Origin of the sequence: Klebsiella sp. JB_Kp042 (assembly GCF_040065275.1) — a bacterium.
Lineage (GTDB): Bacteria > Pseudomonadota > Gammaproteobacteria > Enterobacterales > Enterobacteriaceae > Klebsiella > Klebsiella quasipneumoniae.
Window position 1 is genome coordinate 1 of sequence record NZ_JBEAJL010000022.1, and the last position, 16,570, is coordinate 16,570.

Annotated in this window: 13 protein-coding genes and 2 pseudogenes; all 15 read right to left on the bottom strand. The window is 56.2% G+C overall.

The features are described 5' to 3' along the window. Positions 1-74, bottom strand: a 74-nt coding sequence (locus ABLV54_RS07320; RefSeq protein WP_223176993.1) for a hypothetical protein, incomplete at its 3' end; no start/stop codon positions are given. A 32-nt stretch (positions 75-106) separates the two neighbouring features. Continuing rightward, a pseudogene (locus ABLV54_RS07325) lies at positions 107-601 on the bottom strand (NADH:flavin oxidoreductase); the annotation flags it as partial. A gap of 28 nt (positions 602-629) precedes the next feature. After that, positions 630-1,099: pseudogene (locus tag ABLV54_RS07330) on the bottom strand (Tn3 family transposase); the annotation flags it as partial. 909 nt (positions 1,100-2,008) lie between these two features. After that, complete coding sequence (gene repA, locus ABLV54_RS07335; protein ID WP_015632528.1) at positions 2,009-3,022, bottom strand: plasmid replication initiator RepA; 1,014 nt, start codon at positions 3,020-3,022, stop codon at positions 2,009-2,011. Further along, positions 3,015-3,566, bottom strand: a complete 552-nt coding sequence (repA, locus tag ABLV54_RS07340; protein WP_023340918.1) for a plasmid replication initiator RepA — start codon at positions 3,564-3,566, stop codon at positions 3,015-3,017. Before repA (ABLV54_RS07340) ends, repA (ABLV54_RS07335) begins: the two co-directional genes overlap by 8 nt. 295 nt (positions 3,567-3,861) lie before the next feature. After that, positions 3,862-4,122, bottom strand: coding sequence for a replication regulatory protein RepA (locus ABLV54_RS07345; RefSeq protein ID WP_016529614.1), 261 nt, complete (start codon positions 4,120-4,122; stop codon positions 3,862-3,864). Positions 4,123-4,271: 149 nt separating this feature from the next. Continuing rightward, complete coding sequence (locus tag ABLV54_RS07350) at positions 4,272-4,820, bottom strand: phospholipase D family protein (protein WP_032433957.1); 549 nt, start codon at positions 4,818-4,820, stop codon at positions 4,272-4,274. Positions 4,821-4,925: 105 nt separating this feature from the next. Next, complete coding sequence (locus ABLV54_RS07355; RefSeq protein ID WP_023340920.1) at positions 4,926-5,237, bottom strand: hypothetical protein; 312 nt, start codon at positions 5,235-5,237, stop codon at positions 4,926-4,928. Then, on the bottom strand, positions 5,234-5,884 hold the full coding sequence (locus ABLV54_RS07360) for a DUF2726 domain-containing protein (RefSeq protein WP_032436731.1): 651 nt from the start codon (positions 5,882-5,884) through the stop codon (positions 5,234-5,236). Before ABLV54_RS07360 ends, ABLV54_RS07355 begins: the two co-directional genes overlap by 4 nt. Before the next feature lie 55 nt (positions 5,885-5,939). Next, complete coding sequence (locus tag ABLV54_RS07365) at positions 5,940-6,584, bottom strand: hypothetical protein (protein ID WP_348813872.1); 645 nt, start codon at positions 6,582-6,584, stop codon at positions 5,940-5,942. A 470-nt stretch (positions 6,585-7,054) separates the two neighbouring features. After that, a complete protein-coding gene (locus ABLV54_RS07370; RefSeq protein WP_032436733.1) occupies positions 7,055-7,402 on the bottom strand; it encodes a DUF6404 family protein in 348 nt (115 codons plus the stop codon). Between the two features lie 19 nt (positions 7,403-7,421). After that, positions 7,422-8,018: a fertility inhibition protein FinO gene (locus tag ABLV54_RS07375; RefSeq protein ID WP_023340923.1), complete on the bottom strand. Its 597-nt coding sequence runs from the start codon at positions 8,016-8,018 to the stop codon at positions 7,422-7,424. A 155-nt stretch (positions 8,019-8,173) separates the two neighbouring features. Next, complete coding sequence (traX, locus tag ABLV54_RS07380; protein WP_020277957.1) at positions 8,174-8,899, bottom strand: type-F conjugative transfer system pilin acetylase TraX; 726 nt, start codon at positions 8,897-8,899, stop codon at positions 8,174-8,176. 79 nt (positions 8,900-8,978) lie between these two features. Then, the gene (gene traI, locus ABLV54_RS07385; RefSeq protein WP_065953842.1) at positions 8,979-14,240 is read right to left on the bottom strand and encodes a conjugative transfer relaxase/helicase TraI; all 5,262 of its coding nucleotides are present in this window, start codon (positions 14,238-14,240) and stop codon (positions 8,979-8,981) included. Continuing rightward, positions 14,240-16,549: a type IV conjugative transfer system coupling protein TraD gene (gene traD, locus ABLV54_RS07390; protein WP_032436737.1), complete on the bottom strand. Its 2,310-nt coding sequence runs from the start codon at positions 16,547-16,549 to the stop codon at positions 14,240-14,242. Before traD ends, traI begins: the two co-directional genes overlap by 1 nt. Positions 16,550-16,570 lie beyond the last annotated feature (21 nt).

Here is a 16,570-nt window from a genome sequence, read left to right on the forward strand (position 1 = left end):
TTGGTGATTTTGAACTTTTGCTTTGCCACGGAACGGTCTGCGTTGTCGGGAAGATACGTGATCTGATCCTTCAACTCAGCAAAAGTTCGATTTATTCAACAAAGCCCCGGTAACGCAATAAAAAGGGTTTCCTGGCATGAGTTTCAATAACCCGCCGGACTTCCCGAACGACCTCCAGCGGAAAACGCATCCGGTTTGCTAATGAACCACCCCATTCGTCAGTACGCTGGTTAAACCAGGGGGAGAAGAAGTTCTGGATAAGAAAACCATGCGCGCCGTGCAATTCAACACCATCAAAACCGGCCTCAATTGCGCGGCGAGTGGCTTCGCCGAAGTCATGGATCACACCAGAAATTTCGTCATGACCCAACGCCCGGCTGGCTTGTTCCCCGCGATTAAAAGGGCCAGCCGGAGCGGCCAGGGCACTGGCGCTGACGAGCTCTCCATCTGGGATGAGTTCGGGAACCGCTTTATTACCGGCGTGAAACAGTTGCAGGATTGCCAGCGCCCCCCCGCTTTTTGCCGCATCAGCCAGTTTCCTCAGACTCGGGATAAAACGATCATCGTAGGCTGCGAATTCATTGGTGAAACCCACTCCGTTTCTCTGGGGGCAGTTTGGATATCGAAAATTATTGTACGCTAAGGCTATTTTTTGACCTTTCGACTTTAGCTGGCCTCAGCCGACGAAACTTACCGGAAGCCGGTTGCTTATCCAGATATAATCGCCTGTCATATTGATGTGCTCCCAGCCTAACGGCGACAAATGCGACAGCAGTTGCTCGTTGCTCTTCACTCCTTTACGCTTCAGGGCATCGATCGTTCTTTCCATATAGACGGTGTTCCACAGCGAGATAGCTGCCGTCAGTCCGCTGGCGCGATAGCTCTGATTTTCCGGTTTGCGGTCCCTGATTTCCCCCAGTCGGTGCAGGAATACCGCACACGCCAGTGCGTTACGGGCCTCCCCTTTATTCAATCCAGCCTGTACCCGCCGACGAAGTGCCGGATCGCGGAACCAGTCGAGCATAAACAGCTTTCGTTCTATACGGCCAATTTCCCTCAATGCTTTGGCAAGTCCGTTTTGCTTGGGGTAGCTGGCAAGATCGGTGAAAACCACGGTATTTCCGTTCGGAGGCGACGCGAGCAGTGCGCAGCCTGTCTTCTGAATGCCGCTTTGCGGCATGGAGGCGCCAGATGAATTTGAACAAGGCTCCGTCGGTAAGTGGCGCCGTCGCCCGGCGAAGCCGGTTACCGTTTTGAAAGGTTCTGCCTATCCCATCCCTTACCCTGTTAAGCCATACCCGCTAAAAATAACTCAGGAGCTTTTGTGCGCGGTCGGAGTGGTCCCGACAAGGCGATAGCCGCAGTCGGGGCGTATCTCCGCGTTAGCGGGCCGCAGGGCCGCTTACGAGCGTGTACCAGACAACTGACCGCAGCTCCACCGACAGCGATGAAGAAGAATAGTTACAACACCCATCATTAAAAGCGACACTACTCCCGGCCTTCGGCCGGGGGCGGCGGCGCTTTTCAGTGGTGGGGAGGGGCACCTGGCCGGCAAACCGGCGCCGGTTTTATGATGGATTTCCTTTTGAATGCTGTAACTAATGTGGTTATCCGGTCGGGGCCCGTCGCGAAGCGATGGGCGCTACTTTTATCTGAGCGACGCGGACGCTTGCGGCCGCTGTAAGCGAAGGCCTCACTGAGTTATTCACAGAACAGGCAAAGACAAAAGATCTCCCTGCTGCTTGCAATGCAGGGGATTAAAAAAGGGGGGGTAAGACTGTTTTGCAGGTTTGCTGTTTCCCTTTTGCTAAATTCCCTGTTTATTCATTTGCGGTTTTTTGTGGATAAGTGAAAACCTGGTGCGAACGTCACAGGGTATACGTGCTCAAACCAGCGATGGTCCGACGGCCGGAACGTCAGATGGATAAAAACCAGGCAATTTCATGAATCCGGACAAACGCCAAAAGCCCCGGGCAGGGGCATAGAAAAAATAGCTAAATGATATCCGTCAGGACGGCGGAGCCAGGGCCAGCTCCAGCTGATACAGGTTCTGAATGGCCAGCTGCTGCAGCCGCTCCGTTGTACACCAGTAAGCCTCGTCTGCCGGCATTGTCTTCAGGATATGAAGCGACATTTCGTGAATCTGGCGCTCACGAGAATATCTGGCCAGGCGGTTAGCTCGTTTACGTTCGGCTCCACGCTGCCGACGGAACCTCAGTGCATCGAGAGTTTTTTGACGGTACCAGCGCTCACGTGCTGCACGGGGGGAGATCTCCTCATCTTCACGCAGAATCCCCTCCTGGATAAGACGACGACGCTCTTCGCTTTGCCGGAGCTTTTTTTGTTGTTCCGCATCAAGTTTTTCCAGATCCACTCCCAGCATCTGAAACCCTAACGCGGTGATATAGACGTATTTAGGCAGCCAGGTACGGGATTCCCTGTCCCAGCTATTTTCTTCAGATACAGCCAGGACACCAAAACGAACCTGTTCGTCAATCAACCGGGACAGACGTGATACTGTTACCTCTGTTTCCGGAATAACTTTTCCATGACTGTCTTTCTGGCTGAGTTCTTTTGCCAGACGAGAAATACACATACCGACCGTCAGCTTGCCGGCATCACAGAAGCTGATCAGCACTGGCCAGATAGCATCCAGCAGACGTTGCTTTTCCGGCCGGAAGCCATACCGGCGGCCAGCGCGACGGCGTTCCCTGACGTACAGCGGATGAAGCGATACGTGCATACGCAGTCGCACCTCACCAGTGGTGCGATCTTTTTGAACAAGACGGTTATAGGCGTGTCCCAGCTGGCCACCCAGTTTTTTGTAATGCTCCGGTCGAAACCAGGTCGGGTTTTCACATTTGGGTTTTGTGGAGTGCTCGCCGCGCCGGCGACGGGTAGATTTCTTCTCCGGGGAAACCAGAAAAGATGCCACATGGCCGTCCTCTACCCCCTGCCAGAAACGGATCTGTTCTTCCGTATCCAGCTGACTCCAGTGTTGCGGATTGTGCGCATTACTCATCTGCACTCTCCCTGCAGCTGTTTTTGGCGGCCAGACACTTCAGTCTGGCTTCGCTCAGAGAGAGTGGAAATACGCCAAGAAATTCGAACAGCTTAGGGGTGAAAAAAATCTCAGCAGTTAAATAGCGATCCGATGAGCAGGCAACAAATTCAAAATCTTTCTCCAGCGATTCCAGTGCCCTGATTGCTCGTGTAATGGACACTTCGCCAGAAAGAGATTTAGTTGCAAGTCCGCACTCCAGGGCAATCTCTCTGAGTGAGCGCAGAACTTTATTTGACAGGGGATCGTAATAAAAACACATTGCCATGAGCAACGCATTCATCGCTCTGCGGCGCAAAAATGGGGGTTTACGTTTTCGTATTCCGTCCCTACGCGACATCGCTGATGCGATATCGAAACTGAAGCTTTCAGTGAAACCATTGGCTTTTACCATAAGTTTCAGCGAGAAAGGCCAGGGAGTGTAGTCCTGGGGAACCGTGAAAACAGGTTCAGGATTGTTTACCTGAACATACTTGCGTGAGCTTTGTTGGTTATGATCAGTCACCGCTTCCTGCGCTTATGTTGCGCGGAAGGAGTGAGCACAGAAGGTCTTGAACTTTTCTGAGCATAAATCTATACTCCCTGCATAGAGCAACAATCTCTATGCAGTTTTAAGTGAGCCCCGGTAATCTTCTCCAGTCGCCAAACTTAGTGAGGATTATCGGGGTTTTTGCTTTCTGATTCCGGGGTTATACCTCAGCAGAACCAGTTCCCTGCCACTTTAAGGCGTGGCCAACCAGCAATGTCTAAACGATCAGTAATCTAGCACTCATAGCCAACCGGATCAAGAATGTGAATTTTTACACATCATTTCCACGGCGCTCTGCTTCAAGTTTAATCAGTTTTTCAATCATTTGAGCCTGCGTAATTCCTTCCTCCTCAGCAAACTGAGCCAGTTTCTCTTTTAACGGAATCTGAATGAGCGCATGTATGGATTTATGGGTATTACTACGCCTCGCCAGAGAAGCCTTCTGGCGTTCGTTCGCTGATACCGGGTTTCCTTTCCGATATGGACGTTTAGGTTTTTGTGAGGAAGTAATTACGTTTACGACCTGTGACATCTCTGCCTCCTCAAGCATCTGACTGAATACTTGAACAAAGATACTACAGGAACCGTAGGTCGGCGAAGACTAAATTACAAAATGAAAGATATCGTTGTTGGCGCAGCGGTATCTTTCAGGAGATTGAAATGTTGATTTAGAAGAAAAACTTAATAGGAGACCGACCAGTCCCTCCCCATCTCCCACCGGGACTGCCAGTGCTTCAGATAGGTATCAGCCAGCGCAGGGTAATCCCGGATGACCAGGGCATTTTCGGAGTTGCTGTTCGCCGCAGCGCGGGAATAGTTGAACGACCCCGTTTCCACGTTTCGGCCGTCGGTGATAATCACCTTGTCGTGCATGATTTTAAACTGGCTGACGGTTCGTACAGGAATACCGGCATTGGCCAGCAGATTCATTGCCGCCACACCTGCACTCCCTTTCGCGCTGTTGGCTTTCCAGTCAAGTAACACTCTGACATCGATACCCCGCTGTTTCGCCTGGATCAGTGCTCGCGTTACTTCCGGTGAAGTGAAGCTGTAGCCCATCAAGCGAATACTTTGCTGCGCAGTCACGATCGTATTCAGTACCAGCTGCAGCGCCGAACCTTCTGGAGAAAAACCCGCCTCGATGCTGGCGGCATACACGGCCGGAACAGGTGCACACAAAGTCAGGCTGATCAGCCCCGACAGACAACATTTGCGGAGTGTACGGTTAATTTTTTTCACAGTATTTCCTTAACGGGTGTTTTAAGAAACGCCGGGAGCGGGGGAAACTGGTTTTTCCCCGTTCCCGGGGTTGGACAACGACGCCATGCGGAGGCGTCAGGATTTTGTGGTATGCCGAAACCAGTAGCAGACGGGTCCGTCGCCGGTATCGTGGACAGAGCCCAGGAACCAGCCATCATCATCATCCGGTGGTTCCGGTATCCAGCCACGGGCATCCGGGGCTTCATCCGTAAATCCGGGAGCAAAAGCTTCAGGCGCTTCATCGCGCATTGTCATCACAAAGCACTGAAGTTTATGAGTTCTGAGCCAGTAGCTTAATTCTGCGGAAGTTTCACAACCACTGCGTGCCAGCACAGGATGTGTCCAGTACCCCTGTTCATCACGTTTCACTTCGGCGGCGATAATCATTTTTCTTTCTCCTTGCGTTCAGTATGCTCTGTCGTTGAATTCATACCGGTTATGGATTTTTCGGCAGCATCGGCTCCGCGGTATTTCAGAAACTCTCTGACCCTTCTTACCAGCCTCTCTGAATCCCGATCGCGTAATAGTGGAATACCGGCCTGCCTCAGAACCTCTTCCAGCAGAATATCGCGCCGGATACGGTGTTTTTTCAGGTGTGAGGCATCATCCAGTTCAACTGCGCCGACGATAGCGAAGGTATGGATGTCAACGATGACCACATCGCAGTGCCACTGTGATGCCATCCGGAAGAGTTGCCACCAGGTCCGGGATCGTGGCCGGATATGGGAAGAGAGTGTGGCAATATCTGCCACCCGGACCTGAGGACACAACAGCCAGCGATTTCGGCTGGTATGCCTGAGTAATGCCCGGAAAAAATGTTGTTCCCGTGGCGTCATCAGTGTCTCATTACCCACCCAGACCCGCTGGCGACACAACCGTTGCTCAGCCTCTGAGGGGCGAATACCCAGGGCTTTGAGTGACATCAGAACCGGGGAAGTCTTCGTTACTGCGCGTCCTTTCAGAAGCAGCACCAGAAACCCCAGCAAACTCAGCACAACAACGGTACTGCCCGCCATCATTAATATCTTTGCCATGTATTTTATTCCCTGATGTTCCTTTCTTTCCCGATGCGTTTTCCTGTCGTCGTCCTCATCTTTCTGTCCCTCTTCTGATAAGGCAGAACTCTGCCGGCAGCCTGTCGAGCAACGCGCGGCGAAATACATTCGGCAGTCCTCTCCCGGCTACAACATCAGCGATCAGAACTGATATGACGCCAATCTGCAGGACGAGGCACAGGACAAAACCAATCTGATGCACCAGTTCCGCAGCAGGCATATTACGAAGAGCATTAATCAGGCGGATGGCATCCTGTGGGGAACCCCAGGCGAGAATACCGATACCGACCAGCATCACCGCCGGCGTATACAACAGCCCCCGGCTGATAACCCGTCCGGTCAGGCCTGTAAGCTCCCACCTTTGCTGGCGAAACACCTCATCGTCCCGGAAGATTTCCCATTCCAGCCGGGCCTTTTCATGTCGCGGCACCTCGGCCACCACCTGATTACCGTCGCGAATACTGACCAGCGGTGAGACCTCTGGCTTTCTCATCCGGTCGATGTGACGCGTATATAGGGCAAGGCCTGCCCAGAACAGCGCAACAGACGATAAAAGCAGATAAAACCCACTCCCCCGAAAAACGGAAGGGAACAGGAGCATAAGAACCATCGCTAGCACGATACCGCAGAAATAACAGAACAACTGCTGCTGTTTGCGCAGAATAAAATATTTAAACATAGTATTATTCCTTTTTATTTGATGATTTACGCACGAAATGAAAGTCTGTGAATTTCATAAATCGCACGTCGTGATGTAATAAAAATATTGAAATCAGTTAAATACTGATAGTGGATGACTTAAATTGAAAATTGAGCACTTATAAGCGTCACATCGCCCCGGGACGTGGCAGTCCCGAAGCAGCCATTCACGGCACCGAATGGCTTGTCATTCTTCGCGTCTGCCCATACCCGGGCAACACACATGCCTCAGCCACAATGCCTTTCCCCCTTTACCTCTCTTTCGTTTGAATATATTTGTTCTGGCTATATACGACAATAAGAAACACAACAGCCCCTTCCGGACTGGAGTAATACCAGAACGGACGTAGTCACGTATAATAACCACACCATACAGGGTAAATGTTTTAAGAAAACGAGGGGGCTGTCAGGCCAGGAATATTCACAACCTGACAGCATATATTTATTTCATTACAGATCTTTCCAGTCAGGTAATTTATTCACCTTTCGCCGCCACAGATGAAAAAGTGCCATCGTCAGGCCAAATAACACGCCCGCGATAAGACTGATTTCGCAGGCGAACAGGAGAGGCATCCCCTGGGCCCGCCACACCGTCCAGTACATCCACAGCCCGTATCCAAGGGAGAAATAGCCTGTCATTACGACAAAAACCTGCCAGAACGGAGCAAACGGCAGCGGGGGAATGTTTATCCCCAGCCGCCACAACAGTCGTATCAGAAGCGGTGCATAATTGCTTTTCCACATCTTACGGCTGGACATTATCGCCAGCGCTTTTTGTTTCCGCGCTTCAAAATCCATTTCCTCTCCTCGATTGTATTCAGCCAGCTGACTGGCTCCGCATACGCTCAGTTCGCAGGAGTTCTTTCATCATGCGCTCGCTGGCGTACTGCGCTTCCTCTGCAGTGACGGTCGCGACGGCATTCCCCTGCAGATCATAGCGGGAGGCCCCCACCTTCATCCGGGACAGATAGCCCGCAGACCGGGTCAGACTCTTCAGGCACTTAATCACCTGTTTATGCGACAGCGGCAGGTCACGGTTCACGATATCCGCAAACAGCTGTTCGCGCATGCCCGTCGCCAGCAGACGTGGCGCGTTTCCGTCGAACAGCTGTGGCCAGAACGCCTTCAGGGTCATAATGGCCTGTTCCGGCGGCAGCAGGCGAAGATAACGCACCGGAGGTGGCGTCTTTACTGCTTTAACCGGCGCCGGCGCCGCGTTACGCGCGGCGGCTTCGGCCGCTTGTTTAACCTTCTCAAGTTTCTCTTTCTTTGCCTTCCAGGCCGGCGGGGACGAAACCACCACGACCTTCTTACGGCGCACCACACCAGGGACAGGTGTCGCCTCCGCGGGTGCCGTACTGTTCTCCGCCGGTTTTCGTTTCAGGCTCAGTACAGGGCGTTTTTCTTCACTCATAAGGGGCCATATCAATAAAAGCTACAGGTCTGAGGTATACGATACGCTAACGGTATCATCGTTTCACCTCACAATGCAGTGGACACAACGATGATATCCCCTTGTCACGTTTACGGGCAATGTGCCCGCCCCCCGGACCTGTGTCCGGTTTTTTTTTACATCGAGATGACAATACCCAGTACCGCCAGGTGCACTGCATAGAACATCACAAAGAAATGCCGCGGCCAGAAGCGTTTCACATGTTCTCCGGCAGATGAACACACGATCAGCGTCAGCAGCGCAATCGCCAGCCCGGCCGCCGATTCACTCACGTTATGCATATTCATCAGCAACACCATGAGGGCCCACAGCACCCCGTATCCCAGCCGTTCCGGTGCATGCTGTGCGCGGCAAAGCAGCCAGCTGGCGGTGAGCATACCCACTCCGGCCATGCCGTAGCTGGCGGTCGACAGGGGTATCCAGGCGACCAGCAGTCCAGCCGCCGGGAGGGTGTAAGACCAGGACGGCTGGCTGACCCACCGCAGGACCTGGCCGGTGACGGCAAAGGCAAACAGAATATTCCCGGTATACCACGGGTACCCGATGAGCATAAACGACACCTGGGCAACCAGCGCCCAGCCCCACAGGCTGTTCAGCTGCGACTGGCGTATTTCCGCGTGCCGGGCCAGATTCATTCCCCATGCCAGACCGAACAGTGGAAAACAGCCCCGTCCCAGCAGGCGCATCACTTCATTGTTTCCGGCCAGCAGTAAGCCGGTGTGGTCAGTCACCATCAGTACCAGTGCGACCGTTTTAATCATATCCGTTTGTCCCGGTGTCCAGGTTAGCAGGCGATGAAGCCAGCGGTCTGTCGCACCTGGAAATGTGTGTTGTGCTCTCATGTTTTTTTCCTTTTAGCGCTCCGGCAGACTGCCCGATTTTAATCGGGGAGGCTGCCGGAGCAGACAAGCCGCAGGCGCGTCAGTCGCCCCCGAGGGTTTTCTCGCGGTTCAGGTCACGAACCATGTCCCGCTCCACAGCCTGCAGACGCTCACGCTGCAGACTTTCTGAGGCCACCTGCTGAATCGCCGCCTCCTGGCGCCGGAACTGAGGATCATCCGGTAGCGTCGTTTTCTCCGGGCCCGGCCGGTCACGCTCGAGTCCACGGATGACGTCCCCGATAACCTCTTTCACCCGGTCCACCGGCTCGCCGGCTTTACGCGCCTCCCCGGCCACTTCCCGGGCAGTCTGTTCCGCCTGTTTTTCCATTTCGCGGCGCTGCTGTTCTTCTGCCGCCCGCTGCGCCAGAACCTCTGGCGGGAGGATAATGTCAGCCCCGGCCTGCGGTACCGGAGCCACCGGCGCCGGTTCAGCCCATACCCGCCCGCCGGTCATGGCCCCGGGGTTCCAGGGGCGGTCATCACCGGCCAGCCGCACCACCACCCCGGTATCGGGATTGTCGCGGGCCATTCTGACGCCCTCCCCCATATTCCCGGCCAGCAGGCTTTCACCATTGCGGCTGTTCTGCAGCGCCACGAACCGGGCGGCGTCATTGCCCATAATTCGTCCCTCTCCGCCGATGGCCTCCAGCCGTCCGTCCCGATCGGTCAGCGGGCTGAGCCAGATACCGGCGGCTTTCCCGTTCTTATCGAATGCCGGCAGCGCCACATGCGGCTGAGGGTACTTTTTCCCCGGAGAAATGAATTTTCCCGGTGAATTTCCCTGTGCCAGACCGGACTGCTGCAGGGCTGCCCGGCCAGCGGCGGTTTCATCCAGTAGTCTTGCCCGCCCGAACAGCAGATCGGCGCTTTTCACCGCCCGGTCGTTACGGGGTTCAAGAATATCGTGCGCCGTCGCTTTCTCAGGTGAATGCTTGATGGCCTTTATCCAGCCCTCACGGCTGTCGGTGTAAACCTGCACATGCTGTTTCATGCGGGATAAAGCCACATAGGCAGACTCAAAGCTGGCCATCTGTTCCCGACCACCGGCCACCCCTTCCAGCGCGATGGCATACGGTTCGCTGGCCCCCTGGGCGCCGTGAGCCGTGATGGCGTAGGCGAGGTCGATATGCTGCTGCGCCTGATCCGCCTTCGGGGTCAGCGTGCGGGTGGTTTTGCCATCAGACAGCGTGACACTGTCACCCGCAACAGACTGCACCTCCCAGATACTGTTGGCCACATAGCCGCGCTCCAGGTCACTTTTGCTGAAGCGCATTCGGTCCCCCTGAGACACGGTGATCTTTTCCTGACGATAGAGCGTGACGCCTTCTGCCGATGCCTCCCGGGGTGAGATATATCGCTCCTTTCCTTCACTGTCTGTCAGGGTGATCATCTGATTATCCTTATCCACCTTGCTGATACGGTGGTATACGTTATCAACCAGCGCCACCGCCTCCTTGTGAGCCGTCCAGGTCGACAATTTGCGCAGTTCACCGTCACGGATGTTACTCGTGACCAGCACCGGCAGGGTGATTTCCTCTTTGCCGGTTTCCCCGTTCTCCCGCCGTGCGCCATGGATCAGACTGTTCAGCGCCCGCCTGTCCTTGTTCAGGTGGGTGATCACCAGCGTCTGCGACTGTGCCTCCGGGGTCCGTCCGGTATAGTCCTTCACCAGCGCCTCGTAGAGCGTCGCGGGCTGACCTGCCGGCAGGGTTTTCCCCTCGCTCAGCGCCTTTTGTATCGCCTTTTCCTGCGCCGGCGTGAATTCCACCACAGAACTGCCCGGCGCCCAGGCGCCTTCTTTTCTCGGCACCTGCTCCGGCGTGACCTGCTCAATGGTGGTCAGGGCGCGGTGCACATCCCGCTCAATCAGGCTGTAGACCGCCGGTCGCAGCTCAGGCACCTGGCGCACAATCTCTTTCATGATGGCAATGTCGGCGGCGCTGCGCTGCTGCATCAGCCTGAACGGCTGGCCCGGCGCGATGGGCTGCAGCTGGTCGTTATCCCCACTGGACACCGCCCGTCCACCGCCAGCGACGATGAGGGAGTGGGCTTTTGCCATATCGGCCAGCCCCACCATTGAGCTCTCGTCGAGCAGGAACAGGGTGTTGCTGAAATCGGGTGTCTGGCCATTGCGCTGCAGCAACTGCGTGTCGTGGAGGAACGACGCCGTCGTGCGCGCATCCACGCCGGCACTCTGCATTTCCCCGACCGCGCGATGCGTCGGCGCCAGACCGATGACGCGCGGACGGGTCTCTTCCGGCAGCAGACTGATGGCACTCATGACGGCCCGGAACTGGGTGGTTTTCCCCACCCCGGCATACCCCTGAACCACCGTGAACCGATCCGTGCTTTCCAGAATCATCCGGGTCGCCGCCCGCTGTCCGGCGGTCAGGTCCGTCATCAGACTGGCCGGCACACGGTCCATCAGGGGGGCCACCGCGTCTTTACCTTCCAGCACGTGGGTCAGGATGCTTTTTTCTGCGTCCCAGGTCTGACGGGAAATCAGCAGGTCATTGCCGTAGCCGTGCGCCACCGGTACATTCAGCAACTGCCCCGACCTGATTTGTGCCTGAATGGTCGTGTCGATGTCCGCCATCGGAACCTTCCCGCCCCCGGTTTCCAGCGCCGTCGCCAGCAGCTGGGGCCGGGAGAAGGTCAGTTTCTCACTTTCAAGCAGCGGGATGGCTAGGTGAATGGCCTGTTCTGCCGGGGTACGCAGTCCGGCCTTCTGCTGCGCAATGGCCGCATCCAGGTCCGTCTCGCCGGATCGGGTCTTCAGCTGCTCTGAGACCACGCTGAAGGCGGTATGCCGCGACAGCTTCTCCGTCGTGCGAGCCGCATCCTGCGCTGAGTACAGACGGAGATGACTTCCGCTCTGCGCCAGCTGGTTGAGGGTGGCGTTATCCAGCTCACGCTGCGTCACCGACGCAAAGACCGTTGCCGTCTCGCTAACCGACCTGCCGGGACTTTCCACCCAGCCGTGGCCGATTTTAATACCGTCAAACACGCCCGCGCCCACGGCCAGGGTCTGCGTGGTTTTCTGCCCCGGACGCTGTACCGTCAGTTGCCCGTCCTCCACTTTCATCACCGTGATGCTTTCCCCGCCCTTCAGGCGTGTGTCCGGTATCTTCCCGAGCACCGCCAGACGTTCCCCCTCGGCCACCGGCAGTGTATCTGCCCGGAACAGCGTCCACTGGCTGTCGACCGCGGAAACCTTCAGATCCAGACGGCCCCCTTCCCGGTCTTTCAGGGTCAGCATATTGCTGCTCGCGGTCACCCGGTCAATGACAAAGCGATCGTGCGTCCGGGTCTCCGGATCCCAGCTTTCCATCACCATCCCCTCCCGGTAATAATCCCGCACGCCCCGGCTTTTGCTGTCCAGCCATACCGGCGTCAGGGCTGTAATGGTCGTGTCTTTCTCACCCAGCACTCCCTCATTTCTGAGGGAGTCACGGATAAGGCCGTTGAGTACGCTCTGTTCACGCGTCCCGCTGATTTGCGCCACGCTTTCCAGCCCTTCACGCACGCTGACGGCAAACTCCTGTGCCAGCCGGCTGTAGCGTGCGCCTTTATCCGGTTCACTGATGATGTCGGCTGTGGTCTGATGGCCACCCTGCCAGCGATACGTATTCACGCCGCTGTCCTTCAGTACGGTCAGCGCGCTGCCGGTCCCGCTGCGCTTCCCGCTGTCGGAGAGCAGGACCTGCACGTTATGGCGCATCGCGCCATCGAGCAGGGAAATCGTTTCCTTCAGGCTCAGCTTCTCCGCCTGATCCACGATGAGTGTTCCGCCCGGAATAAACGCCGTCCCGTCCTGCAGAGCGGATTTACCGGTCACCGTTTCCCCGGCCAGACGCACATCCCCGGCGAGAAAATCACGTGAGCGGTTATCGGCCGCCAGGATATGGACGTCACGCCCCTGCTCCCGGGCCATCAGGGTTAACTCGGCCACCCGCTCCCGCTGGCCGGCTGCACCGCCCTGACCGGAAACGATACCCATGACCGGGCGATCCTGCGCCAGCACGCTGACGGCATCGCTGAAAGGGACCTGGCGCACCACAGACGCATCGGGCGTGACGGAGACATGATTCTGGCGCTGCACCTCCTGACTCAGGGCTTTGACGGCGAGTTCATCGAGAACGTGGATGTTTGAGGTGAACAGGCCTTTCTCGCGATCGAGAGGGATAAGCTGCTCCCGTTCAATGGCGGCATCGATGCCCTTTCTCGCCAGCTCAAACACACCGTCCTTCGCCTCCAGCTGGCCGACCGTGCGTGCCAGCAGGTCGGCATACGTGAACTGCACCTTGCGGTCGCTGAGACCGGCAATCGCTTTCGTCACCACATCCGTGATATCCGGACCGTCAGTGTTCACCGGCGCGGCAGGTGCACGGGCCAGCTCTGCGGCTCGCGAATCGGCGGCCTCACGATACCCCCGGATGTCAAACCCGGTCTCCTTCAGCGTGTTCATCCACTCCACCATCTTCTCTGCCGGATCGATGGCTTCTTTCGACTTTCGGGTATCGAGCGCGGCCACATCCCGGGACTTCAGGGAGGCATCGGGTCCGGCGGCCTCCCTGACCTCCTGAGTCCGGGTGGAAAAGGGTTCCACAGGGACCCCTTTCATCTCCCACATCCCGTGTTTTCCCACGACTTCCGTCTCATAGCCAAGCTTCTCAACCAGGGGTTTGAACGCCTCCCGGTAAAGTTTCCCGAACGCTATCTGGTTCGCGTACACGTTCTCGATAAAGCCTGTTTTTCCAATCTTATCTGTGCCGAGAGACTGCCATTTGTCCCCGTTCTGCGTGGCGTTAATGACGACGGCATGGGTGTGTATCTGAGGTTCCTGGTTACGGTTCGTGTCGTGGTTGAATTTCGCCACAATCAGATTTCCGGTCAGCACCGTTTCGCTTTTACCGTCCGTCATGACCCGGGTCGCGGCCAGCGTCTCCAGTTGCCGCACCGCTTCGGTTACCGCCTGGTTGTGGGCATCGATAAGGCGCTTATCGCCGCCCAGCATCGCCATGACCGACACGCTTTTGGGGGCCGAGAAGGTCAGGTCATAACCGGGCCGGTGCTTGTTGGCGCCATCCTGTATCCGGGTCAGGTCGCTGCCATCCGGCAGCTTCCCTTTCAGCAGTTCCGTAAACAGCGCCTTATCCACGGCTTTCCCGTCGATCCCCAGCGCCTCAGCCCCCTTACCCTGCCAGCGTTCGTCCATGCTCCCGATGACGTAGTAATTATCTTTGTTGGTATAGTAATCCGCGGCTTTATCGGCCGATTTAACGGAGCCAATCGACATCATCAGAAGTTCCCCCCAATCTCGACATCATCCTGCTCATCGTGGCGGTGGCTGTGGTTGATATTGACCTCTTCACGCCGCTGCATATCCCGCTGCGTTTGCTCATCAGCCCAGGCGTCATACGCCTGCATGTCTTCAATCACACCGTCCTCGTTCATACCGGCCGGCAGCATGTCCTGCCCCTGTTCTGCGGACTGCTGCGCCAGTTCCTGTTCTGTCCCGCCTGCAGCTGCAGCAGGGGTACCGGCAGAGGATGCTGTTGCGGCAGCAGCGGCCGCTGCGGCTGCTTTTGGTTTAATCAACGGTACGGTCGTGACCCGCAGGACGGGAGGCTCAGCTGTCCTGGCGGAGGGTTCCGCTGCCGGCATCGTCGTTGTCGCCGGCGCTTTTACTGGTGCCGGAGATACTGTCACTTCTGCTGGCGCTGGCTGACTGGCCAGCTCTGGTCGCTCACCGGCGTGACTGCCGGCATCATCTGGCCCGGATGCCGGGGCATCCGGCGTGAAAAGCGCCCTGGCAAGACTGCCTTCAGCTTCCCGCGCTTCAAGCAGCGCACTGAGCCGTGCATCCACCCGCGCATCGAGAGTGCGCGGAATAAATCCCTCGGCAATTTTCGGACGCGGCTTGTATTTGAGGGCCAGCTTCACGGCCGGATACGGCCCGGGCAGCGTGACATAGCAGGACAGGTCCGGCAGCGTCTGAATATCGGAGTAACTGACCAGCGTTTCCCGCTCTTTTTCTTTCCCGGTCGATACCCCATCACGCACCGGGTCAGCACCGTAGGAGTACTGCTCGCTGGCCTTGAGGATTTCCTTCTCACCAATTTCACCGGCAGCAAACTCCGCAATCTCTTTACTCGGGGAGCGGAAGAAGGCCCGGGTGTTCATCACGTCAAAGAGCGTGGCGGCAGGCTTAACGCCATAGATGTCTTCCAGCTGGGCATAAGACTGAATACCGAACACATAACAACCACCAAATTTACGCGCCTCCGGGAGGATTTCGACCAGGTCCGGCAGCTTGTGCAGCGTGGGAAGTTCGTCAGCGAAGATCCACACACGCCGGTTACGGTTCTCGCCCATCGCCAGGAGGCCGCGGATGGCAATCGACAGCCACATCGAGATAACCGGCTTCAGGGAGGCATGGGTGTCAGCATTGGAGGAGATAAACAGCCAGCCATTGGGTCGGCCCTCACGGACGCCGCGCATCCAGTCCCGGATAGTGAACGGCTCTCCGTTCTTCTCAATGCCCTGCAGGTAGCGAATAGCCTTGACGTAGTTGGTCAGCACAGCTCGAATGGAGATGGCGGTTTTCTCAATTTTCTCTTCAACCAGGTTCGCTGCCGGCGTGTTCTGCAGATAGGCGCGCAGCTTGTCGATCTTAATGGACAGCATGGTATCGACCAGCTTCTCGTAGCTCCGATCGTCGTCTTCGCGCATCAGATACGCGCCTTCGGCAAAGATAGTGCGACCGGAGCCCTGCCAGAACGGATCTTCTTTGGTACCCATCGGGATAAGGGTGTTGGAGATGTTGTCGAAGTCCGGCAGCGTCAGGCACTCTTTCCACAAATCCCAGGCTGCACAGCGCGAGTCCAGCGGGTTGAGGATTTTATCCAGTGACGGGTCGTAATAGCTTTTGACGAACTCACAGGAGCGATCGTAAATGATGGCCATATCGCCCCGGGCACGCACGTAGTTCAGTAGCCGGCGTATAACTTCGGATTTACCGGAACCCACGGTACCGTGGAGGCAGAAGTTCTGAATTTCGGAGTTTTTAAGAATAGGCAGATCGCCAATTTTAATATCAGAGGCCATACCATCACGCTTCATCTGGCGGGCCACTTCTTTGGGCTTATCGGAAAGCTGGCGCCCGCCGGTATTCTCATCCTCACTCTGCTGTTTCCCCTGGCGGCCCAGCACCCAGCTGGCGATGAAGAACGTCACGATACAGATAACAAGAGAAACCACGGCAGCAAAGACGAAACTGGTCCACAGCTGCTCTCCGCACCAGATAGTATATTTATCGGCCAGGATTTGTTCTGAGGTATATTCCAGCGACTGACCGTAATACTGAATGGTGTATACCGGCTGGGAACGAATAATATCGCGCATCGGACCCAGCGTCGTACACCACCAGTATACGCAGCCGTTCACAAAGGTTTGCCAGCTAAGCCTATACATCAGCATCAGCCCGCACAGTACCCAGAATAAAATAAACAGCACGTAGAAAATAATATTGGCAATCTGACCAAACATGCGAAAGCGCATATTGGCGATCTGACCGCCCTGCGTCATATCTTTGGCATTGAAACTCATGGCACTAATCCGTCAGTAAAT